This is a genomic window from Solimonas aquatica (assembly GCF_900111015.1).
Classification (GTDB): Bacteria; Pseudomonadota; Gammaproteobacteria; order Nevskiales; family Nevskiaceae; genus Solimonas; species Solimonas aquatica.
Genome location: NZ_FOFS01000009.1, coordinates 199,790 through 222,090, shown reverse-complemented (window position 1 = coordinate 222,090; position 22,301 = coordinate 199,790). Strand labels below are relative to the sequence as shown.

The following is a 22,301-nucleotide window of genomic DNA, read 5'->3' as shown; positions in this document are numbered from 1 at the left end:
TCATGGCTTCATTCTCCCGCAAGCTCGGCCTCCTGCTGGTGTCCGCGCTGGTGCTCCTGCTGAGCGTCGGCGGCGTGCTGCTGGCCGCTTATCTGATCAAGCTCGACGGCCAGATCCGGCAGCGTTTTGCCGGCGCGCGCTGGGCGCTGCCGGCGCAGGTCTATGCCGCGCCGCAGGAGCTGTATGCGGGGCTGGGCCTGAGTGCCGCGGAGCTGGCGCATGAGCTGGATCGCCTGGGCTATCGCCAGGACGCGGAGTTGCCGGCGGCGGGCACTTATCGTCTTGCCGGCCAGCGTCTGGAGGTGCAGCTGCGCGGCTTTGCCTTCTGGGATGGTGCACAGGCACCACAGAAGCTGAGCATCAGCTTCACCGGCAACAGCCTCAGTTCGGTGCGCGACGGCGACAGCGGCCAGGAGCGCGACATCGTGCGCCTGGACCCGATGCTGATCGGCAGCATCTACCCCAAGCAGGGCGAGGATCGCGTGCTGATCAAGCTCAGCGATCTGCCGGCGCTGGTGCCCAAGGGCCTGGTCGCGGTGGAGGATCACGACTTCTACTCGCACGCCGGTGTCAGCATCAAGGCCATCCTGCGCGCCAGTTTCGCCAATCTGCGCGCCGGGCATGTGGTGCAGGGCGGCAGCACCATCACCCAGCAGCTGATCAAGAATTTCTTCCTCAGCAGCAGCCAGACCTGGGATCGCAAGATCAACGAGGCGCTGATGGCGGTGCTGCTGGAGAGCCATTACAGCAAGGATGAAATCCTCGAGGCTTATCTCAACGAGGTGCACCTGGGGCAGGACGGCAACCGCGCCGTGCACGGCTTTGGCCTGGGAGCCCAGTTCTATTTCAACAAACCCTTGAGCGAGCTGCGGCCGCACGAGGTCGCCTTGCTGGTGGGTCTGGTCAAGGGCGCGTCCTACTACAACCCCAGGCGCAATCCGCAGCGCGCCCTGGACCGGCGCAATGTGGTGCTGGGGGTATTCCGCGACGAAGGTCTGCTCAACGAGCAGGAGTACCGCGAGAGCCTGGCCATGCCGCTGGGCGTGGTGGGGGGACGTGGCGGTGGCGTGGAGCGCTACCCGGCCTTCGTGGAGCTGGTCAAGCGCCAGCTGGAACAGCAGTACAAGGACGAGGATCTCACCAACGAGGGCCTGCGCATCTTCACCACCCTGGACCCGCACGCCCAGGAGGTGCTGGAGACGCATGTGCTGGACGTACTGCCGCAGCTGGAGAAGGCGCGGCGCATCAAGCCCGGCCTGCTGCAGGCTTCGGGGGTGATCACCAGCGCGGATCGCGGCGAGGTGCTGGCGCTGGTCGGTGGTCGCGACCTGCGTTATCCGGGCTTCAACCGGGCCCTGGATTCGCGCCGCTCCATCGGTTCGCTGGCCAAGCCCTTCGTCTATCTCACCGCCTTGCAGCAGCCGGAGCGCTACAACCTGGAAACGGTGCTGCCCGATGAGCCCATCGAGGTGCGTCAGGCCGGTGCCGCGCTGTGGGCGCCGCGCAATTACGACAAGCAGCTGCACGGGCCGCAGCATCTGTACATGGCGCTGGCGCAGTCGCTGAATCTGCCGACCGTGCATCTGGGCCTGGAGCTGGGCCCGGCGGCGGTGCTCAAGACCATGCAGTCCGCCGGCTACAGCGGTGATGCCAAGGCGCTGCCTTCGATCTTCCTCGGCGCGGTGGACGCCTCGCCGCTGGAAGTGGCGCAGATGTACGGCACGCTGGCCGCCGGCGGCTTCCAGGCGCCGCCTTCGGCGATCCGCGAGGTGCAGACCAAGGAAGGCCAGCCGCTGAAACGTTTCCCGCTGCAGGTGCGCCAGACGCTGCCGGAAGGGCCGATCTACCTGCTGACCTGGGCGCTGCAGAAGGTCATGCAGCTCGGCACCGGCCGCGCCGCCTACAGTCTGCTGCCGGCCGATACCGTGGTCGCCGGCAAGAGCGGCACCACCGACGATTACCGCGACAGCTGGTTCGCCGGTTTCGGCGCCGACCGTGTCACCGTGATCTGGGTGGGCCGCGACGATAACCAGAGCACCGGCCTGTCCGGCTCGGCGGGCGCGCTGCCGATCTGGGCGCGGGTGATGCGCGATCTGCATGTGCGCAGCATCGATCCGGTGCCGCCGGCGGGGGTGGAGGAGGTGCTGATCGAGCCGGCCAGCGGCCTGCGCGCCGACGAGCATTGCGGCAATGCCTTCAGCGTGCCTTATCTGGGCGACAGCGCCCCACAGGAGTGGGCACCGTGCACGGGCCAGAATCCGCTGTCGGCGCCGCTGAAGTGGTTGCGCGACATCTTCGGCAATTGACCGCGGCGGCAACTGTGATTTGCGTGAAGGCGGCACGGTGGGCGGTATAAATTACAATTCGCGCATGCCATCGAACGCTCGCATCGCCGCCGCACTTCGCTCCAGCCCGCTTCTGCTCTGTGCCCTGGTGCTGGCCGCCTGCCAGTCCATGAGTGGCACGCATCAGGTTTATCCCACCGTGCCGGAGCCGGTCATCCAGCCCTTGCCGCCACCGCCGCCGCCGGCAACGCCGCGCGTGCTGCCGGCGCCGTCGCCGGTCAGCGGCCCCAGGAGCGCCGAGGACATCAGCGGCGGCGCGGTCAGCTCGCTGATGAAGCAGGCTCGGGCCTACATGGGGGCCAAGCAGCCGGACCGCGCTGCGGGCGTTCTGGAGCGCGCGCTGCGCATCGAGCCGCGCAATTACTTCGTGTGGTCGGCGCTGGGCCAGGCCTATCTGGGGCAGCAGAACTATGCGCAGGCCGAGTCGATGGCGGCCAAATCCAATGCGCTGTCGCACGGCAATCTCTACGTGAGCCTTGAAAACTGGAAAACCATCGCCGCCGCCCGCCAGGCGAGCGGCGACAAGGCTGGCGCCCAGGAGGCGCAGGCCACGGCCGATGCCATCCAGGCCCGGCTCAGTGCGGCGGCGGGCGGGTGAGCGAGCCCGACGACTGCGCGCAGCTGCTCGGCCCTGCAGGCCCTTTCGCGCAGCTTCCCGGCTTTGCGCCGCGCGCCGCGCAGCAGCAGATGGCCGCGGCCATCATGCAGGCCTACGCGCAGAGTCGCGCCCTGGTGGTGGAGGCCGGTACCGGTACCGGCAAGACCTACGCCTATCTGGTGCCGGCGCTGTTGTCGGGCCAGCGCACCCTGATCTCCACCGGCACCCGAACCCTGCAGGACCAGCTGTTCCATCGCGACCTGCCACGGGTGCGCGAGGTGCTGCGCACCGGCGGGCGCATCGCCCTGCTCAAGGGCCGCGCCAATTACCTCTGCCTGTATCGCATGAAGCGCGCGCGTGGTCAGGCGCAGCTGCGCTGGGCGGAGGACCGCTTGCGGGCGGTGGAGGACTGGGCGCGGCGCACGCAGTCCGGCGAACTCTCCGAACTGGGCGCGCTGCTCGGCGACGACCGTGAGGACGAGGCGCTGGCGCGACAGATCAGTTCCACTGCCGACAACTGCCTGGGCAGCCGTTGCCCGGATTTCGAGAAATGCCATGTGGTGGCGGCGCGTCGCGCCGCGCAGGCCGCCGATGTCGTGGTGATCAATCACCATCTGCTTCTGGCCGACTTCATGCTCAAGGACAAGGGCTTCGGCCAGATTCTGAGCGGCGTGGATGCGGTGATCATCGACGAGGCGCATCAGCTGCCCGATCTGGCGGCGGATTTCTTCGGGCGCCGCGTCTCGACCCGGCAGCTGCAGGAACTGGCGCGCGATGTTCTGCTGGAAACCAATAACTGCGGTGATCTGCCGCAGCTGGCCGAGACCGCGCAGCGCCTGTCAGCCGATGTGACGCAGCTGGAGCAGCTGTTCATCGCCGTGCTCGGCGGCGGTGCTGCGCGCCTGCCGCTGCCGCGCTTCGCGCAGGGGCCGGCGCAGCACCGCGTGCTGGATCTGGTCGGCGAGTCGCTGAGCGCGCTGCGCCAGCAGCTCGCGCCGCTGGAAGAGCGCAATGCCGAGCTGGCTGCCGTGCTGGAGCGCGCGGCGAATCTGCTGGAAAGCTGGAATCACGTGCTCGACGAAGCGCCCGAAGAAGAAGGCAAGGAGGTGCGCTGGGTGGAGGGACTGCTGCGCGGCGGCAGCCTCAATGCCACGCCGATCGAGGTCGCCGAGGACTTTCGCCGCATGCGGGAGCGCTATCCCGGCACCTGGGTGTTCACCTCCGCCACCCTGGCCCTGGGCGAGGATTTCACGCATTACCAGCGCGCGCTGGGCCTGGAAGAGGCCGATGCGCTCAAGCTCGACAGCCCGTTCGACTACGCGCAGCAGGCGCGCCTGTATCTGCCGCGCGGGCTGCCCGAGCCCAATGATCCGGGCTACAGCCTGGCGGTCTGCAACGCGATCACGCCGCTCATACAGGCCGGCGGCGGCGGCGCCTTCGTGCTTTGCACCAGCCATCGCGCGCTGCGTCAGATCGGCGAGCGCCTGGGCACCACGCTCAGGCAGCGCGTGCTGGTGCAGGGGCAGGACAGCCGCTCGGCGCTGCTGGATGCCTTTGCCGAGGACGGCAATGCGGTGCTGGTCGGCACCGCCAGCTTCTGGGAAGGCGTGGACGTGAAGGGCAGGGCGCTGCGCCTGGTGATCATCGACCGTCTGCCGTTCGCCGCGCCGGGCGATCCGGTGTACGAAGCGCGCATCGAGGCGATCCGGCGTCGCGGCGGCACGCCGTTTTTCGAGCTGCAGCTGCCCGAGGCCATCGTCATGCTGCGCCAGGGCGCCGGGCGTCTGATCCGCGATCCCTCGGATCGGGGCCTGCTGATGCTCTGCGATCCGCGCATCACGCAGAAGAGCTATGGGCGGCGCGTGCTGGCCAGCCTGCCGCCGATGCCGCAGCTGCGCGAAGCCGAAGCCGCCTGTGCATTCCTCAAAGAGATTTCCGCATGAAGTTCCTGGCCGTCGATACCGCCACCGAAGCCTGCAGCTTGGCGCTGCAGATCGGTGAGCAGCGCCTGAGCCGCTTCGTCTGCGCCGGTCGCAGCCATACCGAGCAGCTCCTGCCCATGTTCCAGTCCCTGCTGGCCGAGGCCGGGCTGTCGCCAGGCCAGCTCGACGCTTACGTCTGCGGCGTGGGGCCCGGCAGCTTCGCCGGCGTGCGCATCGGTGTGAGCTTCGTCAAAGGCCTGGCCCTGGCGCAGGACAGGCCGGTGGTCGCCGTCAGCTCGCTGGCCATGCTCGCGGCTGCGGCGATGGCGCAAGGCCAGGAGCGGGTGCTGTGTGCAATCGATGCGCGGATGGACGAGGTCTATTTCGCCGCCTACGTGCGCGACGCTGCTGGCTTGCCGGCACTGCTGGGCGAGCCGCGCGTCTGCGCGCCCCGGGAGGTGCCGCGGCATGAGGGTTCATGGGCCGCCGTCGGCAGTGGCTGGCAGCGCTACGAAGACTCGCTGCGCGCCGCCAGCGCCGCCCAGCTCAGCCAGATCGATGCACAGGCCCTGCCACAGGCCGAACAGGCGCTGCGTATCGCGCTGCCGGAATTGCGCGCCGGACGAACCATCGGCGCCGCACAGCTGTCTCCTCTGTACCTGCGCAACAAGGTGGCCTTGACGCTGATCGAGCAGCGCGCGCGTACCTCCTGAGGCTGAAGCGGGCTGGCCTGGTTTTCCCGCAGCCACCACCATCCGGGCTGATGCCGAGCCGCAGTGCGGACTCCGGCTGGGGCGTCAGGAGAACCGATAGGGGGCACTGGCGAATTTCCTACAAGCGTGTAGGCAGAACATCCAAAAGTTCCAGCCCGCTTTCGCTACACCGATAAAAGGTATTTTTGCAACCCCCCAGCGGGCGAAGACGAAGCTTTACGGAGAAAAACGATTGCGTAACTCTGGGCTCACGCCATGGGAAGTTGCAAATGTCCCGGGCGTAGGCCCCCCCAGTCATGCAAATGACTGCCTATAGTTCGCAAGGAGTTTTAGATGAAAAAGCAACATGTGTTCATCGCTGCGGTGATAACGACTTTCTGCAGCTCCGCTTTTGCAGGTCCCCTGAATCTGCTCGGCATCAGCGGCAGCCACAGTGGCAGCAACACCACGACGCTCAAGGTCAATCCTCTGGGCGCAGTCACCAATCTGACGAGCAATCTCGCCAGCCGCTTGAATCAGAGCGGTCAGACGTCCTCCAGCGATTCATCGTCGTCGGATGTAGGAGGAACTGGTGATGCCGGCAGCGGTTCAACCCAGCGGGTGACTTTGCTGGGATCGGTCTTCGGTCTGACGTCCGGTCTGACCTCGCGTCTTCAGCAGAGCCTCAAGCTCAATCTGAGCCACTCGGGTTCCTCCGATCTGGTGGTTGGCGATTCCAATCTGCATACCTTCGCTGACTGGGGTGTGTCGGGTGCCAACGGCTTCACCACCACGTTTGGAAGTTCCTCGTCTTCGAGCTTCTGAGCTCCCGACGGCAGACGTCATAGAGGCCGCCCTCGGGCGGCCTCTTCAAAAAAAGCTGTCGGGTTTTCCAGGGGGACTGGAAAGGATGCTTGTTCTCCGCCGGAAGCGCGCCCTTTTTTCAGCAGGCGCCTCTTCCGATCTTTGCCATGAGCCGGAGAATGACCATGCCAGTCGACATGCCGCAGCCCGCCTTGCCCGTTATGGAGTCATCGGCAAGTCTGCAAGGCGCTCACCGTTTCCGCGAAACCCTTTCGTTTCGGGGGAAACTTCTGCACTTGTCCGCCGACCGCTGGCTGTGGCCGGATGCAATCGCCGAGGTCGTCAAGCCGGCTGAGTCTCTGGAAGAGGCACTGGCGGCCATCGAGGTTCTCTATTACCGGGAAGGCTTTCCCGCGACCCGTCTGCACTTTGCCGTGGACGGCCACGATGTCTACATCCTGATCCGGGTGGGCTCGATCAAGGAACTGCGTGGGGAATCGGAGCACTATGCCCGCTACTTCCGCGATCTGATCGGACGCAAGCCGCTGGAGATTTCCGATCTGGGCGCACGGGTGAGCCTGGCCAGCGAACAGGCGGATCGTGCCGGAGTGGATGTGCCTTTGAGCTTCGAGTTCCTGCCGGACGGCTCGGAGGCCTTGCTGATCGGCAAGCCCAACAAGATCGAAAGACAGGGCAGGCTGCGCGCGGACTTCAACAACTTTGGCAATCGCTATGCAGGCCGTTATCAAAGCAGCCTCAGCGCGCGCTATGCCACGCTGTCTGGCAATCAGGCCAGCGTCAGCGTCAGCACCGGCTTGCGCGATCTGGCCCGGGACGACACCGTGGGGCCGTATCATGCAGTCGCCGCGAGCCTGGGCCACGTAGGGCCCTGGGGCATCCTCGAACTCAGCGGCGACTACGCAAAAGCCCAGTCGCGACCGGACAATCTGCGCCTGAATCAGGACATCTGGCGCGCAGGATTGTCGTGGGCAAAACCGCTATACGCCGATCTTTTCACGCAGTTCAATCTGCAGTTGCGCGCCGAGGCGTTTTACAAGAGTACCCGCGATGATGCGAGCGACACGCTTCTGCAGGAGGAGCGTTATCCGGCGGTGACCGTGACGCCGAGTTACGCGCGCATGGTGGCGTTCGACAAATCACATCTGATGTTGAAGCTGGGCATCGATCTGCAGCAAGGGCTCAAGCCCGGCGCGCCTGAGCTGAGCAATGCGCAGATGGACTACACCCTGCTGAGGCCGGCCATGGCCGTGGAGTACTTCCGGAATTACTGGGATCTGTCCCTGAGTCTGCGTGGCCAGTTGACCAGTGATCGCCTGCCCGAACAGCAGCAGTGGGTGCTGGGCGGTCCGGGAAATATGTACGCCTATCTGCCCGGCGCGGCGGTTGGCGACGTCGGCGGCCTGGCGGGCCTCAAGCTGCATCGCAGCGCTTTCGGTTTTTACGGCGTGGGGTTCGAGCCCTCTGCGTTCATCGAGTATGGAAGCTCGCGCTTTGTGCAGGCGCGCAGCGGCAACCGGCCGGATGGCATTGCCTCGCTGGCGGATGCCGGGCTCAAGCTGAGCATCATGCCGACGCGATTCTTCAACTGCACGGTCTCCGCCACCCGCGAACTGCATGCCTCGAAGAAAGACACGCTCTCGCCGAACGCGGAGCGCAACATGCTCTACTTTCGCGCCACGCTCGAATACTAGAAGGCGCAGCGCGCATCCGCGCCGGGAGACAAAGCTGCGGTTTCCCGTGCCGGCGGGATGCGTCCATCGCTTGCCGGCTGATTCCGAGCGGAGCGTGTCCGCTCACAACGGACTCACCACACCCCTCGCCAGCGCATCTTCTTCGAGCTTCTGAACGCCGGATCATTGGCCGTGAAGCGGCCGCCTGCGGGCGGCCTCTTTTGTTTTCGCCGCGTAGTGAAACGCCGTGGAAAAAAATACGGGCGCCGGCTGAAGACTCATCGCGTAACGGCCTGGGTGACGTATTTTCAAAAAAGCCAATCTTTGCGTATCGTGCATTGACGCTAGATCAATGCCGTATCGTCTTTCATTTGCAGAATGGACAGCTGATATGAGCGCACTTGTTCTTCGGACGAGGGCCTGCCACGGAATGGAGTCACTGGCGATGACGATCCCAGTCATCACCATGGCCGCTCCGCGATGGCCCGGTAGCTTCCAGGGGCCAATGCTGGCGCGCATAGCTTCACAGGCGCAAAGAGGTTTGCAGGAACCTTGAGGCGCGATATCGCGTGGCCCTCAATCGACACCCATAAATGTTATCCAAGGAGTTTCAAATGAAAAAAGCATTGATTGCAACGGCGATGGCGATGTTCTGTGGTTCTGCCTTTGCCGGCCCGCTGGCGCTTCTGGGAATCACCGGCGGGCACAGCGCGGACAACACCACGACGCTGAACATCAACACGCTGAGTGCTGTTGCGGACCTGACCGGCGGTCTGGCGGACAGCCTGAATCAGCAGGCGGCCGCGCAGCAGCGCAGCTCGCTGCTGGGCACGGTGCTGGGTCAGACCTCGGAGCTGACGACGAAGCTGCAGCAGAGCCTGAAGCTCGATCTGAACCATTCCGGTTCTTCGGATCTGACGATCGGTGCCACCAGCTGGCACAGCTCCTCGCAGTGGAGCTTCAACGGCACCGACGGCTTCAGCTCCAGCTTCCAGCGCACCTCCTCGTCCAGCTTCTGAGCATCCGGCGGTACCAGAAGGCCGCCTGCGGGCGGCCTTCTTTGCGCAGCCTGCTCGAGATTCGAGGCTTGAACGCAGCGGGCGGCTGAACCACCCGAGGCTTCTCGCGCAGGCTGCTGGCTCATTTCCTCCCGCTGGAGCCCAGGCATGCCTGTCGATCTGCCGCCGCCCGCATTGCCCGCCATGAAGCCCGTGGCGCAGCTGCAAGCCGCAACACAAGGGCATGAGACCCTGTCATTCCAGGACAAGCTGCTGCACCTATCGGTGGAGCGAAGCCTGTATGAGGGCGCCATCGCCGGTGCGCTGCACGATGCCGATTCGCTGGAGGCGGCGCTGGCTTCGCTGGAGGTGCTTTACTATCGAAACGGCTATCCGGCCGCCCGGGTGTATTTCGCCATTGCCGGACACGATGTCTTCATCGTGATCCGTGCCGGCTGGATCAGCTCGGTGCGTGACGAGTCGGGACGATATCTTTCCTATTTTCGCGATCTGGCGGGCCGCAAGCCGCTGCGCGATACGGATCTGGCCCCGCGCCTGACGCTGGCGAGCGCGCAGGCGGACCGCGCCGGCGAGGCCGTGGCTCTGGACCTGCAGCCCGCCGGGGATGGCGGTGAGATTCTGGTGATTCACAAACCCAGCCGCGTTGCCGCGCGCGGCAAGCTGCGCGCCGATCTCAACAACTTCGGCACCCGATATGCCGGACGCTATCAGGGCAGTGTCAGCGCGCGTTACGCACTGGCCAGCGGCGATCAGGCCAGCCTTGCGGCGGGCATGGGCTTGCGCAATCTCGGCGACCGGGAACCGACGGTTGGGCCCTATCACACGCTCAGTGCCAGCTTCAGTCATGTCGGCCGCCTGGGCATCTTTGACCTCGGCGGCGACTACGCAAGGGCGCAGGCGCGTCCGGGCGGCCAGCGCCTGAATCAGCAGATCGAACGCTGGGGCGGATCCTGGTCCGTGCCCTTGCATGCGAATCTGTTCAGCCAGTTCAATCTGCAGCTGCGCGGCGAACTGTTCCGCAAAAACACGCGCGATGCCGAGACCGACGCTGTATTGCAGGATGAACGGTATCCGGCCGTCTCGATGGTGCCCGCCTACGCAAGGGTGCTGCCTTTCGAAAGCTCGCGCCTGAGTCTGAAACTGGGCACGGAACTGCAGGCAGGTCTTGGCAAGGCGCATCCCGCGCAGACCGATGCAAAGCTCGACTACTACCTGCTGCGTCCGGCGCTCGCGCTGCAGTATTTCCGTGATTACTGGGACTATTCATTCAGCATGACGGGGCAGCTGGCCACGGAGCGTCTGCCCGAGCAGCAGCAGTGGGTGCTGGGCGGTCCCGGCAATCTCTATGCATATCTGCCGGGTGCTGCGATTGGCGATGTCGGCACGCTGCTGGCGCTGAAGCTGCACCGCGAGGCCTTTGGGTACTACGGCGTGGGCTTCGAGCCCTCGTTGTTTGCCGAATACGGTGTGTCGCGTTACGCGCATACCGGCCACGACAACCGACCCGAACATACGGCCGCCCTGGCCGATGTCGGCGCCAAGCTGAGCGTGATGCCCTCGCGGTTTTTCAATTTCACGGTTTCGGCGACCCGCGAGGTGTACAGCTCCGGTCGCGACACGCTGTCGCCGAGCGCCGAGCGGGGCCTGCTGTACTTCCGTGCCACCGTCGAATACTGACAGGGCGCGGCCAAAGATCTCCATGAGCGTTTGCCGCGAGGCGCTGCTGCGCGCCTGAATCTCCAGAGCCCAGGCGCAGGGCTGATGCACACGAGTTTTACGCCGGCCTGCTGAAAGCCGCTGGGCAGGCCGGGTCTGGCGCTGCGCGGCTGTCAGCGGCGGCGCGAGCGGCCTGGCTTCTGGGCTGCTTTGGGCTTGCTGCCGGCGGGCTTGCTTCTGACGGGCGATGAGGCGGCAACGCTGGCGAAGCGTTCTTCGAGCAGCGCCTTGCCGTGTTCCAGAAGAAAGCAGCGGAAGGCTTCGGCCACCGGCGAGGGTGTGCGTGCGCGGCGATGCGCGATATGCCAGTGGCGGATGATCGGCAGGCCCGGCACATTGAGCGTCTTGAGCATGCCGTACTGCAACTCGGCGCCGACGGTATGCAGCGACAGAAAGGCGATGCCCATTTCCGCCATCACCGCCTGCTTGATGCTTTCGTTGCTGGCCATCTGCATCAGCACCGGCGGACGGATGCGGGTTTCGCGAAAGAAGGCCTCCATGGAAACACGCGCACCGGAGCCGGTTTCGCGGATGATGAAAGGCTCGCTGCCCAGCTGTTCGGGCGAGACTTCGCGCAGCCGGGTCAGCGGATGATTGGGCGAGGCGATGATGCCCAGTGGATGTTCGCCGAATGGTTCGGCCTGTGTCTCCAGTTCCTGCGGTGGACGGCCCATCACCGCCAGATCCACTTCATTGCGATGCAGGAGGTCCACCAGCTGCTGGCGGTTACCCTCGATCAGTGAGAACTCCACGCCCGGATGATCGCGCAGGAAGTGCGCGAGCAGATGCGGCAGGAAGTACTTGGCGGTGGCGAGCATGCCCAGGGTGATGCGGCCGGTTTCCACACGCCTGAGCTTGGCCACCAGGTCTTCGGCATCCTTGAGCGAAGAGAGCATGCGGCGTGCATGCACCAGCAGGAATTCACCGGTCAGCGTGAGCCGTACCTCGGTGGCGCCGCGTTCGAACAGCGGCAGGCCGATCTGGGTCTCCAGCTGCTTGATCTGCATCGACACCGCGGGCGGCGTCAGATGCAGTTCCTCGGCCGCGCGCGCAAAGCTGAGCAGCCGCGCCACCGTGGTGAATACCTTGAGCTGTCGCACTGTTACGTGAAGCATCAGGCTCTCCTTATGCCCGGCATCAGAAAACGTGAATGGCCGCTGCGGCTGGGCCAAACCTAGTATCGACTCATTGCCGCGCAGGGCGGTGTCTTGAAGCGCATCAGAACGCAGTTGGGGCGCTCACCGCAAGCCTGTTACGAAACGCGATGCTGAGTTGGCGAACGATTCGAGGAGAGTGGAGTGGACGTAGCGAAGATGAGAGCCGCAGTGAGCAGCCGCCAGGCGGCCAATGCCCTGCGGGCACTGGCGATGGACGCGGTGGAGGCGGCCAAGTCCGGACATCCCGGCATGCCCATGGGCATGGCGGATATCGCCGAAGTGCTGTGGCTCAACTTCATGAAGTTCGATCCGGCGCATCCGGACTGGTTTGATCGTGATCGCTTCGTGCTGTCCAACGGTCACGGTTCGATGCTGTTATATGCACTGCTGCATCTGAGCGGTTTCGATCTGCCCATCGAGCAGCTGCGCCGCTTCCGGCAGCTGCATTCACGCACGCCCGGTCATCCCGAATACGGTCTTACGCCGGGCGTGGATACCACCACCGGCCCGCTGGGCCAGGGCCTGGGCAATGCCGTGGGCATGGCGCTGGCCGAGCAGCTGCTGGCGGCTGAGTTCAATCGCCCCGACTTCCCGCTGGTGGATCATTGGACCTATGTCTTCGCCGGCGATGGCTGCCTGATGGAAGGCATTTCACAGGAAGCGATTTCGCTGGCCGGTACGCTGCGCCTGGACAAGCTGGTGGTGTTCTACGACGACAACGGCATCTCCATCGACGGCGCGGTACACAACTGGTTTGCCGATGACACTGCCGCACGCTTTGAAGCCTGCGGCTGGCGCGTGATCCGCGATGTCGACGGGCACGATGCCGAGGCGCTGATGCGCGCCATCGTTTCGGCGCGCGCGCGCAGCGGCAAGCCGGTGCTGGTGATCTGCAAGACGGTGATCGGCTACGGCAGTCCGGACAAGGCCGGGCAGGCTTCGGTACACGGTGCGCCCCTGGGCAGTGAAGGTGTGGCGCGCGCCAAGGAAGCGCTGGGCTGGAAGCACCCGCCCTTCATGATTCCCCAGGAGATCTACGCGCACTGGGACAAGCGCGAGGAAGGCGAGGAGCTGCATTACGACTGGGAGTCGATGCTGTATCGCTACGAGCGTGCGCATCCGCAGCTGGCCGCTGAATTCAAGCGCCGCATCCGTGGCGAGCTGCCGGAGAGCTGGCCGCAGCTGGCCGAGCAGGCGCTGGCGCAGCGCCGCGCGCAAACCAAGCCGGAAGCCACGCGCAAGTCTTCCGAGCATGTGCTGAATGCCTGTGCGCCCGCGCTGCCGGAGCTGTTCGGCGGTTCGGCGGATTTGAGCGAGTCCAACAACACCTACTGGCATGAGGCGCCGCGCGTGCTGCCCGGCAAGCTTGCCGGGCGCTACCTGAGCTACGGCGTGCGCGAGTTCGGCATGGCTGCGGCCATGAACGGCATTGCAGCACATGGCGGCTTGATTCCTTACGGCGGCACCTTCGCGGTGTTCTCCGATTACGCGCGCAACGCGATCCGCATGAGCGCGCTGATGCGCCTGCGCGTGATCTATGTGCTCAGCCATGACTCCATCGGTCTTGGCGAAGACGGCCCCACGCATCAGCCGGTGGAGCATGCCGCCAGCCTGCGTCTGATTCCGCATCTGCAGGTCTGGCGTCCTTGCGATGGCGTGGAGACGGCGATGGCCTGGCGCTGCGCGCTGGAGCGTCGCGAAGGCCCTTCGGTGCTGATGCTCTCGCGTCAGGCCCTGCAGTCCTGCCGGCGCGATGCGCAGCAGGAAGCCGATATCGCACGCGGCGGTTATGTGCTGTCCGAGTCGAAGCTGCCGCTGGAGGTGGTGCTGATGGCCACCGGTTCCGAGATTGCGGTGGCGCTGACCGCGCAATCGCTGCTCGCCGAGGATGGCATTGGTGCGCGCGTGGTCTCCATGCCCTGCACCAATCGCTTCGACGCCCAGGAGCCCAGCTGGCGCGCCAGTGTGCTGCCGCCGGGCCTGCCGCGTGTGGCAGTGGAAGCCGCGCATCCCGATTTCTGGCGCAAGTACGTGGGCCTGGAAGGCGCGGCGGTGGGCATCGAGGATTTTGGTGAGTCGGCACCCGCTGCGCAGCTCATGGATTATTTCGGCATCACGGCGGCGCGCGTCGCCGAGGTGGCACGCAGCCGCGTACGCACCGGCGCCGCACCATCCGCCGCCGAACCCACTCTCATCGTGCGTTCCATCAACTAAGGGCCACCACTGCCATGACCATGAATGCTCAATACGAAGCCGTGCTGTTCGATCTGGACGGCACGCTGATCGACACCGCGCCGGAGCTGGCCGATGCGGTCAACACCACTCTGCGGCACTTCAGCCTGCCGGCCGCCGACGAAGCGACGGTGCGCGGCTGGATCGGCCACGGCACACGCGCGCTGGTCGAGCAGGCCCTGGCCGCGGTGAAGGATCATGCCCGCGATCTGGCGCTGGATACGGTGATGCTGGAATTCGCGCGCAACTACCGCAACATCAGCGGCTCGCGCAGCCGCCTGTATCCGGGCGTGGAAGAGACGCTGGAGACGCTCAAGCGCCGCGGCGTGCCGATGGTGCTGGTGTCCAACAAGGAATCGGTCTACGCCAAGCGCCTGCTGGTCTCGCATCGCCTGGACAAGCTCTTCGACCTGCAGGTGTTCGGCGATTCCTTCCCCGAGAAGAAGCCTTCACCGCTGGCGGTGCAGCGCAGCCTCGCGCATCTGCGCGTGGTGCCGCCGCGTGCGGTGCTGGTGGGTGATTCGGAAATCGATGTGGCCACGGCGCGCAATGCCGATGTGCCGGTATGGCTGGTGTCCTACGGATATCGTCGCCAGCAGCGCGCCACGGATCTGGGCGCCGACCGCGTGATCTCCACCATGGTGGATCTGCTGCCGGCGATGCGCTCGCGCAGCCCGGTGTGGCACGACCGCGCGCGGGCCGGCGCCGAGTGAGTGCGGCTTCGGCTTATGACCGATCGAGCAGGGTACGGGTGATCAGGCCCAGGGCCACCAGCGCGGACACCACGGCGAAACCCTGCTGAAGTCGTGGTCCGGCCAGTCGCGCCGCCAGGGCGCGGCCGCCGAGCATGCCGGCGATGGCACCGCCAGCGAAGGGCAGCGCCACCTGCCATTGCAGGTGGCCGGCCAGCGCCGAGCTGAACACCGCAGCGCCGGAGATCAGCGCGATGGCCATCAGTGAGCTGGCCACGATTGCATTCATCGGCAGATCGGTACTGCGGCGCAGTGCCGGCACGATCACGAAGCCGCCGCCAACGCCCAGCAGTCCCGACATCAGGCCGGTGAGCGCGCCGGTGCTCATCAGCGTGCGCGCGCAGCGTGCGGTCCAGCGAAAGCGCCCGGTGCCCTGATCCAGCCTGCAGGCGGTGGCATCGGGCGCGTCCGTGGCCTCACCGCGCAGCTGCGCGCTGGCCTGCCGAAACAGGCGCAGCGCCACATGCAGCAGCACGGCGGCAAAGCCCAGCGCCAGCGGCGCGGCAGGCAGGCGATGCGCCAGCCAGACGCCCAGCGGCGTGAACAGCGCGCCGCTGCCGGCAATCAGAAACGCCGCGCGGTAGCGCACGATGCCGGCGCGCAGTCCCAGATAAGTGCCCACCGCCGCCGAGGCGCCGACCGCGAACAGCGCTACCGGCCCGGCGTGTGCCACATCCCAGTCCAGCGCGAAGATCAGCAGCGGCACGGCCAGGATGCCGCCGCCCGCACCGGTCAGGGCCAGCAGCAGGCCGATCAGCAGTCCCAGCGCCGCTGCAAGCATGATGAACGCCTCAAGCCTTGCCGCAGGCGAGATTGGCCGGCACGGCGATGTCCATCAGCTTGGGATTGGGCAGGTTCAGTGCCTGCATGACGGCGATGTATTCCGCGCGCGTCCTGCCCGCCAGGCGCGGGTTGTGGCGTTTCTCCTCGATGATCGAGGAGGCGGTGAACCCGCGGTAATCGTGTGCCGGATACACCAGCGTGTCATCGGGAAGGGTGAACAGCCGCTGCGTGATCGAATCCCAGCTTTTGCCGGCATCGCCGTTCTGGAAGTCGGTGCGGCCGGTGCCGCGGATCAGCAGCACATCGCCGGTGAACACTGCCTTGGGCTGCGCGGGATCGAGCAGGAAGCTGAAGGATTCATCGGTGTGCCCGGGAGTGTAAAGCGCGCGCAGACGGATGCCATCGACATCGATCAGCTCGTTGTCGGCCACCCGCATCGATACGCATTCGGCCTTGGTGTACTGGCCCATCACCGTCACGCAGCCGGTGTGGGTGCGCAGCTCGCCCAGGGCGGTGATGTGATCGGCATGGGTGTGCGTGTCGATGGCGCGCACCAGCTTCAGGTCCAGCTCGCGGATCAATTGCAGGTACAGGGGCAGCTGCTCGCGCACCGGATCGATGATCAAGGCCTCGCGGCCGCGCGCCGAGGCGAGCAGATAGGTGTAGGTACTGGAGACCGGTTCGAACAGTTGGCGCAGCAGCATGAGTCGCGCGGGGGTTCTGGATCAGGAGAGATGATTGCGGGTGTGCAGGCCGCGCGCGCTGGGCAGCGCGTCCAGCCAGTCGTGCAGCCACATGCCTGCGGCCATGCAGCTGACGAAGACCAGCATGGCCAGCGGTGCTGCCCCCAGATTGGCGATCGCCGGGCCCGGGCAGAGTCCGGCGATACCCCAGCCCAGACCGAACAGCAGCGAGCCGATGATGAGCCGCGCATCCACGCGCTGCTGTGTCGGCAGATGGAAGCGCTCGTCGCCCAGCGGCTGGGCGCCGCGACGGCGTGCCAGCGCGAAAGCCGGAATCGTCACCAGCAGCGCGCAGCCCATCACGAAGGCCAGCGAGGGATCCCAGCGGCCGCTGATGTCGAGAAAGCCCAGCACCTTGTGCGGATCGGTCATGCCGCCCATGGCCAGGCCGGCGCCGAACAGCAGACCGGAGAGCAGGGCCCCGAAGAGTTTCAGTTTCATGCGCTCAGACTCCGGATCGCGAACACGGTCAGCATCGCCGCAGACATGAAGCACAGCGTGGCCAGCAGCGAGCGCCGCGAAAAACGCGCCAGCCCGCAGACGCCGTGACCCGAGGTGCAGCCATTGGCCATGCGCGTGCCGACGCCGACCAGCAGTCCCGAGGCGGCGAGCAGGGGATAGTCCGCCGCGCGGTAGTCGAGCGGGGCGGTCGCCAGCAGACGGCTGCACAGCGTGGCGCCCACGATCAGGCCGAGCAGGAACAGCCCGCGCCAGAGGCGGTCGGCGCCGCTGCGCTGTCCGAGAAACAGCAGGGCAAAAATGCCGCTGATGCCGGCAATGCGGCCGTTCCACCACAGCAGCAGCGCCGAGGCCGAGCCGATCAGCACGCCTCCCGCCGCGGCCAGCAACCAGCTGTGACTGTCCACCACGATCTGCATGCGGCACCCCCCGAAAATGATCTCTGAAGCTAATTGGATACTGGGCAGTGTATAGGAGGAGGGCGTCGCGATGTTGGGTCCGCCGGCGCGTTGCGGGCTCTGTTCTGAAAATGTCGATGCATATTGTGATCCGGCGCCACAAGCTGGCGTGCGCAATCGGCGCGGAGGTTCTAAGCTTGTGATCTTGAGCTTCGAATCCAGATGATGGCCATGACCAGCAAAGAAGAGCACCAACGTAATCTGATCGCGCGCCTGCGCCGTGTGGAAGGGCAGATCCGCGGGATTCAGGGCATGATCGAAAAAGGTGCAGAGTGCGAAGCGGTTGCCCAGCAGCTGGCCGCCGCGCGGCGGGCGCTGGACCGGTCTTTCTATGAAATGATCGCCTGCAGCATGGAAATGGAAATCCAGCAGGCACCGAATGTGTCGGCGGCGCGCCAGGCCGGCACGCAAGTCGGCAAGCTGCTCGCCAAATACGGCTGAAGCCTCGGCTTTACCGCAGCAGGCGCGCGGCCAGCAGCGCCAGGAACAGCAGCGCTGCGGCCGGCGAAAATAACCAGGCAATCCAGACGGTCTGCGGGCGATAGCCCACACCGCGCACGATGCAGGCGGCCATCGCCGCGCCCGCCAGGGTGGCGGCGAGGTGATCGGCGTGGCCTTGTGCGTCGGCAAACAGCCGTGGCCAGACGGTGTACAGCAACATCTGGCCGATGCCGAGCAGCAGCAGCGGCCAGTTCATCGCAGCACCCGCAGCCGTCTGGTCTTGCGTTTTCATGCTTCGGGGTTTTTGGCCGCTTCCTCGCGGTTTTCCTCGTTCTCACCCCACATGGCGTTGAGAATGGCCAGCAGCACGGCGAATCCCACGCCCAATACCCAGGTCAGATACCACATGGCGTTGCGCTCCTAGTAGGCGGAATGTTCGTTGCGGCGGATGTGCTCGGCCGTGACCTTGCCGCTCATCACGCGATAGCACCAGGCGGTGTAGGCGATGATGATGGGGGTGAAGATCAGCGCGGCCCAGAACATGATCGCCAGCGTCAGATGGCTGGACACCGCATCCCAGACCGTGAGGCTGTGGCCGGGATTGGAGGACGAAGGCATCACGAACGGGAACAGCGACAGGCCCGCCGTGCCGATGATGCCGGTCAGCGTCAGGGATGAGCAGATGAAGGCGATGCCGGTGCGGCCGGCGCGCAACATGGCGAACGCCAGCAGCATGCCCAGATAGGCCAGCGCCGGAATCACCATGGTCACCGGCATGGCCTTGTAGTTGGCGAGCCAGGCCCCGGCGCTGCGCACCACGCTCTTGCGCGTGGGATCCAGTACCGCGCCCGGGTCCACTGCCGAGGTCAGCTGGTAGCCGTCGATGCCCATGGCCAGCCACACACCCGCGAGGCTGAAGCTGAGCAGCGTGACCAGACCCGCGCCATAGGCGGCGCGCATCGCGCGTGCCTGAATCAGCCCTTCCGTGCGATGGCTCAGATACACCGCGCCATGCGCCGTGATCATCGCGCTCGACACCACGCCGCAGAGCAGCGCAAAGGGATTGAGCAGGGCCCAGAAGCTGCCGGTGTAGTACGGCACCATGTTTTCGTCGAAATGGAAGGGCACGCCCTGGAACAGATTGCCGAAGGCCACGCCGAAGATCAGCGGTGGCACGCTGCCGCCGATGAACAGGCCCCAGTCCCAGGTGCTGCGCCAGCGCGCGTCGTGGATCTTGCTGCGGTAATCAAAGCCCACCGGACGGAAGAACAAGGCCCAGAGCACCGCCAGCATCGCCCAGTAAAAACCGGAGAAGGCGGTGGCGTAGACCAGCGGCCAGGCGGCGAAGATCGCGCCGCCGCCGGTGATGAACCACACCTGGTTGCCGTCCCAGTGCGGGCCGACGGTATTAATCACCACGCGCCGCTCCACATCGTCACGGCCGACGAAGGGCAGCAGCGTGCCCACGCCCATGTCGTGGCCGTCCATGATGGCGAAGCCCACCAGCAGCACGCCCACCAGCAGCCACCAGATCAGTTTGAGAACTTCATAGTCGAGCATGGTTGGCTCTCCTTTAGTGGTAGGACGGTTCGGCGAGATAGCGGCCGGTGCCGAGGCTGCCGGGCCCCTGACGCGCGAAGCGCTGCATCAGATACAGCTCCACGCAGAGCAGCACGGTGTAGAAGGCCACGAAGCCGGACAGCGAGCCGTACAGGCTGGCCTCGCTGAGCGTGGACACCGACATATGCGTGGGCAGCACGCCGTAGATGGTCCAGGGCTGACGGCCGTACTCGGCGACGAACCAGCCCAGCTCGCAGGCGATCCAGGGCAGGGGCAGGGACCACAGCGCCCACTTCAGCAGCCAGGGGCGGTGCTTGCACTGGCCCTTCACCGTCGTCAGCGCGGCGATCGCGAACAGCGCCAGCATGACGAAGGCGATGCCCACCATCAGGCGGAAGGTCCAGAACATCGGCGTCACGCGCGGAATGGTGTCGTTGACGGCGCGATCAATCAGTTCCGGCGTCACCTGATTCATGTCGGTGACGTACTTGCGCAGCAGAAAGCCGAAGCCCAGATCCGCCTCGTGTGCCTTGAGGTTTGCCTTGGCCTGCGCGTCGTCCGGATTGGCGCGCAGTGTGGCCAGAGCCTTCACCGCCTCGATGCCGGAAATGATGCGTTCGCGATTCTTCTCCTTGATCTCGTGGATGCCGGGAATGGTCTTGGAGATCGAGCGCGTGCCGATCAGGCCCATGACCCAGGGAATCTTGATCTCCCAGTCGTTGCGGCCGGTGGCCTCATTGGGGGCGGCGATCAGGGTGAACGAAGCCGGCGCCGGTTCGGTCTCCCACATCGCTTCCAGGGCCGCGAGCTTGGTCTGCTGCGCTTCGCCCACCGTGTAGCCGGACTCGTCGCCCAGCACGATCACCGAGCAGGCCGAAGCCAGACCAAAAGCCGCGGCGATGCGAAAGCTCTTGCGCGCGAATTCCACGTCGCGACCTTTGAGCAGATACCAGGCCGAGATCGAGAGCACGAACATCGCGCCGGTGACATAACCGGCCGAGACCGTGTGCACGAACTTGGCCTGCGCGTCGGGATTGAAAATCACCGCCCAGAAATCGGTGAGTTCCATGCGCATGGTGTGGTAGTTGAATTCCGCGCCGACCGGATTCTGCATCCAGCCATTGGCGATCAGGATCCACAGCGCCGAGAGATTCGTGCCCACCGCCATCAGCAGCGTCACCAGCAGATGCTGTGGCTTGGACAGCCGGTCCCAGCCGAAGAAGAACAGACCGATGAAGGTCGATTCGAGGAAGAAGGCCATCAGGCCTTCGATGGCCAGCGGCGCACCGAAGATGTCACCGACGTAGTGGGAGTAGTAGGCCCAGTTGGTGCCGAACTGGAACTCCATGGTGATGCCGGTGGTGACGCCGAGGGCGAAGTTGATGCCAAACAGTTTGCCCCAGAAGCGCGTCATGTCTTTGTAGACGACCTTGCCGGTCATCACATAGACGCTTTCCATGATCACCAGGATCCAGACCATTCCCAGGGTCAGTGGCACGAAGAGGAAGTGATACATCGCGGTGACGGCAAACTGCAGCCGCGACAAGTCGATTAACTGCTCGGACATCATGGGTGACTCCGTTGTTCGACGGTATTGAAGTGATCGGTGACGCTCTGCGTGTCGACCGCCACGGTCGAGTCGCGCACGAACAGCCACCAGAGCAGGAACAGGGCGCAGAGCTTGAGCGCAATGACGATGCTCAATTCGCGTAGTAAGCCCAAGCTGAAAATGGTCATGTGCTTTTTCACCTGATCGTTTCTCAAGAAAGCGATTCGGTGCCGGCATGGCGTATCGCCTGCCGTTTCTTGGACCTTTCCTTAACGTTCTTATTATGGTGAGTCGCCGGCATCGCGCACCTTGATTTCAATCAACGGTCATGCCCCGTTTTTGAGGCACCTTTGACATACACCAGAGGGTATCATGCAGAACTCGAAACTGAAGGTGGAGGGACATTTTGACCCGGCCACCTGGACCATCAGCTATATCGTGATGGACGAGACCAGCCGGCATTGTGCGCTGATCGACACGGTGCTGGATTACGATCCGAAGTCGGGGCGCACTTCGAGCCGCAGCGCGGATGCGCTGATCGAACGCGTGCGGCAGTTGAATGCGAAGGTGCTCTGGCATCTGGAGACCCATGTCCACGCCGACCATCTTTCGGCGGCAGCCTATCTCAAGGACCAGCTCGGTGGCGAGATCGTCATCGGCCGCGAGGTCTGTGCGGTGCAGCGGGTATTCGGACAGCTGTTCAATGTCGGGGCGCAGTTCGCGCGCGACGGCAGCCAGTTTGACCGGCTGCTGGATGACGGCGAGGTTCTGGCGATCGGCGGCCTGCGGCTGAGCGCCCTGCACACACCCGGTCATACCCCGGCGTGCATGAGCTATCGGGTCTCGGACGGTCAGGAGCAGGCGGTGTTTGTCGGCGACACCTTGTTCATGCCGGACTTCGGGACTGCGCGCTGCGACTTCCCCGGTGGCAATGCGCGTACGCTATTTCGTTCCATCCAGCGTCTGCTGAGCCTGCCGCCGGAGACCAGGCTGTACATGTGCCACGACTACCTGCCGGGCGGCCGCGAGCTGGCCTATGTCAGCACGGTGGCCGAGCAGCGCGAGCGCAACATCCATCTGCGCGGCGGTGTGGACGAGGAAGGCTTTGTGGCGATGCGCACCGCGCGTGACCGGCAGCTGGAAATGCCGGTGCTGATTCTGCCCTCGGTGCAGGTCAACATGCGGGCCGGGCGCCTGCCGGAGCCGGAGGACAACGGCATCCGCTATCTGAAGATCCCGCTGAACGTGTTGTAGGCGGGTGTCAGGGCGGTGACGGTTTTACGGCATCACCGCGAGCAGGATGCCGATGGTGATCGCCGAAAGGGCGACGACGGTGGCGAGTTTGTTGTTCTTCATGACGCTGACTCCGCTTGGTGCTAC

The 22,301-nt window shown here is 65.2% G+C and carries 22 protein-coding genes; 12 read left to right on the top strand and 10 right to left on the bottom strand.

Annotated elements, in window-relative coordinates; translation table 11 throughout:
• Nucleotides 1-2 precede the first annotated feature (2 nt).
• From mrcB to BMY12_RS12695, 8 genes are all read left to right on the top strand, one after another.
• Nucleotides 3-2,306, top strand: a complete 2,304-nt coding sequence (gene mrcB / locus BMY12_RS12730; protein WP_093286752.1) for a penicillin-binding protein 1B — start codon at nt 3-5, stop codon at nt 2,304-2,306.
• A gap of 64 nt (nt 2,307-2,370) precedes the next feature.
• Entirely contained in the window at nt 2,371-2,943 is a 573-nt protein-coding gene (locus BMY12_RS12725; RefSeq protein WP_143068949.1) for a tetratricopeptide repeat protein, read from the top strand.
• A complete protein-coding gene (gene yoaA / locus BMY12_RS12720) occupies nt 2,940-4,886 on the top strand; it encodes a DNA repair helicase YoaA (RefSeq protein WP_245732492.1) in 1,947 nt (648 codons plus the stop codon). The genes BMY12_RS12725 and yoaA overlap by 4 nt, the downstream gene beginning before the upstream one ends.
• A complete protein-coding gene (gene tsaB / locus BMY12_RS12715; protein ID WP_093286747.1) occupies nt 4,883-5,578 on the top strand; it encodes a tRNA (adenosine(37)-N6)-threonylcarbamoyltransferase complex dimerization subunit type 1 TsaB in 696 nt (231 codons plus the stop codon). Before yoaA ends, tsaB begins: the two co-directional genes overlap by 4 nt.
• A gap of 333 nt (nt 5,579-5,911) precedes the next feature.
• Nucleotides 5,912-6,382 (top strand): hypothetical protein, encoded by a 471-nt coding sequence (locus BMY12_RS12710; protein ID WP_093286745.1) that lies wholly within the window; start codon nt 5,912-5,914, stop codon nt 6,380-6,382.
• A gap of 275 nt (nt 6,383-6,657) precedes the next feature.
• Nucleotides 6,658-8,073, top strand: coding sequence for a ShlB/FhaC/HecB family hemolysin secretion/activation protein (locus BMY12_RS12705; RefSeq protein WP_093286742.1), 1,416 nt, complete (start codon nt 6,658-6,660; stop codon nt 8,071-8,073).
• A gap of 593 nt (nt 8,074-8,666) precedes the next feature.
• Nucleotides 8,667-9,071: a hypothetical protein gene (locus BMY12_RS12700; RefSeq protein WP_143068948.1), complete on the top strand. Its 405-nt coding sequence runs from the start codon at nt 8,667-8,669 to the stop codon at nt 9,069-9,071.
• Nucleotides 9,072-9,218: 147 nt separating this feature from the next.
• Complete coding sequence (locus tag BMY12_RS12695; RefSeq protein ID WP_093286737.1) at nt 9,219-10,748, top strand: ShlB/FhaC/HecB family protein; 1,530 nt, start codon at nt 9,219-9,221, stop codon at nt 10,746-10,748.
• Between the two features lie 152 nt (nt 10,749-10,900).
• Here BMY12_RS12695 and BMY12_RS12690 read toward each other — a convergent pair whose 3' ends face one another.
• A complete protein-coding gene (locus BMY12_RS12690) occupies nt 10,901-11,902 on the bottom strand; it encodes a LysR family transcriptional regulator (RefSeq protein ID WP_093286734.1) in 1,002 nt (333 codons plus the stop codon).
• 210 nt (nt 11,903-12,112) lie between these two features.
• On the opposite strand from BMY12_RS12690, the gene tkt reads away from it, so the two are divergent.
• Both tkt and BMY12_RS12680 read left to right on the top strand, forming a co-directional pair.
• The gene (gene tkt / locus BMY12_RS12685) at nt 12,113-14,158 is read left to right on the top strand and encodes a transketolase (protein ID WP_218140180.1); all 2,046 of its coding nucleotides are present in this window, start codon (nt 12,113-12,115) and stop codon (nt 14,156-14,158) included.
• A 14-nt stretch (nt 14,159-14,172) separates the two neighbouring features.
• Nucleotides 14,173-14,889: an HAD-IA family hydrolase gene (locus tag BMY12_RS12680; protein WP_093286729.1), complete on the top strand. Its 717-nt coding sequence runs from the start codon at nt 14,173-14,175 to the stop codon at nt 14,887-14,889.
• Nucleotides 14,890-14,902: 13 nt separating this feature from the next.
• On the opposite strand, the gene BMY12_RS12675 is transcribed toward BMY12_RS12680, so the two are convergent.
• From BMY12_RS12675 to BMY12_RS12660, 4 genes are read right to left on the bottom strand one after another with little or no spacing between them, the layout of a single operon-like run.
• The gene (locus BMY12_RS12675) at nt 14,903-15,709 is read right to left on the bottom strand and encodes a sulfite exporter TauE/SafE family protein (RefSeq protein ID WP_093286727.1); all 807 of its coding nucleotides are present in this window, start codon (nt 15,707-15,709) and stop codon (nt 14,903-14,905) included.
• Nucleotides 15,710-15,719: 10 nt separating this feature from the next.
• On the bottom strand, nt 15,720-16,415 hold the full coding sequence (locus BMY12_RS12670; RefSeq protein WP_093286724.1) for an MBL fold metallo-hydrolase: 696 nt from the start codon (nt 16,413-16,415) through the stop codon (nt 15,720-15,722).
• Between the two features lie 21 nt (nt 16,416-16,436).
• Nucleotides 16,437-16,895 carry a YeeE/YedE family protein gene (locus tag BMY12_RS12665; RefSeq protein WP_093286722.1) on the bottom strand — a complete coding sequence of 153 codons (459 nt, stop codon included), beginning with the start codon at nt 16,893-16,895 and terminating at the stop codon, nt 16,437-16,439.
• Entirely contained in the window at nt 16,892-17,332 is a 441-nt protein-coding gene (locus tag BMY12_RS12660) for a YeeE/YedE family protein (protein ID WP_177188981.1), read from the bottom strand. Before BMY12_RS12660 ends, BMY12_RS12665 begins: the two co-directional genes overlap by 4 nt.
• A gap of 210 nt (nt 17,333-17,542) precedes the next feature.
• Between BMY12_RS12660 and BMY12_RS12655 the strand changes: the two genes are divergently transcribed.
• Entirely contained in the window at nt 17,543-17,812 is a 270-nt protein-coding gene (locus tag BMY12_RS12655; RefSeq protein WP_093286823.1) for a metal-sensing transcriptional repressor, read from the top strand.
• A gap of 10 nt (nt 17,813-17,822) precedes the next feature.
• Here the strand turns inward: BMY12_RS12655 and BMY12_RS12650 are convergent, their stop codons facing one another.
• Genes BMY12_RS12650 through cydP form a run of 5 tightly spaced genes read right to left on the bottom strand, consistent with a single transcriptional unit; the run spans nt 17,823 to nt 21,109 of the window.
• Entirely contained in the window at nt 17,823-18,104 is a 282-nt protein-coding gene (locus BMY12_RS12650) for a cyd operon YbgE family protein (RefSeq protein WP_245732490.1), read from the bottom strand.
• Nucleotides 18,101-18,220: a cytochrome bd-I oxidase subunit CydX gene (gene cydX, locus BMY12_RS12645; RefSeq protein WP_093286717.1), complete on the bottom strand. Its 120-nt coding sequence runs from the start codon at nt 18,218-18,220 to the stop codon at nt 18,101-18,103. The genes BMY12_RS12650 and cydX overlap by 4 nt, the downstream gene beginning before the upstream one ends.
• 12 nt (nt 18,221-18,232) lie before the next feature.
• Nucleotides 18,233-19,372 (bottom strand): cytochrome d ubiquinol oxidase subunit II, encoded by a 1,140-nt coding sequence (gene cydB, locus BMY12_RS12640; protein ID WP_093286714.1) that lies wholly within the window; start codon nt 19,370-19,372, stop codon nt 18,233-18,235.
• A 13-nt stretch (nt 19,373-19,385) separates the two neighbouring features.
• Nucleotides 19,386-20,942, bottom strand: a complete 1,557-nt coding sequence (locus BMY12_RS12635; protein WP_093286711.1) for a cytochrome ubiquinol oxidase subunit I — start codon at nt 20,940-20,942, stop codon at nt 19,386-19,388.
• On the bottom strand, nt 20,939-21,109 hold the full coding sequence (gene cydP / locus BMY12_RS20350) for a cytochrome oxidase putative small subunit CydP (RefSeq protein ID WP_177188980.1): 171 nt from the start codon (nt 21,107-21,109) through the stop codon (nt 20,939-20,941). The genes BMY12_RS12635 and cydP overlap by 4 nt, the downstream gene beginning before the upstream one ends.
• Nucleotides 21,110-21,293: 184 nt before the next feature.
• On the opposite strand from cydP, the gene BMY12_RS12630 reads away from it, so the two are divergent.
• Complete coding sequence (locus tag BMY12_RS12630) at nt 21,294-22,175, top strand: MBL fold metallo-hydrolase (RefSeq protein ID WP_093286709.1); 882 nt, start codon at nt 21,294-21,296, stop codon at nt 22,173-22,175.
• The last annotated feature ends 126 nt before the right edge of the window (nt 22,176-22,301 follow it).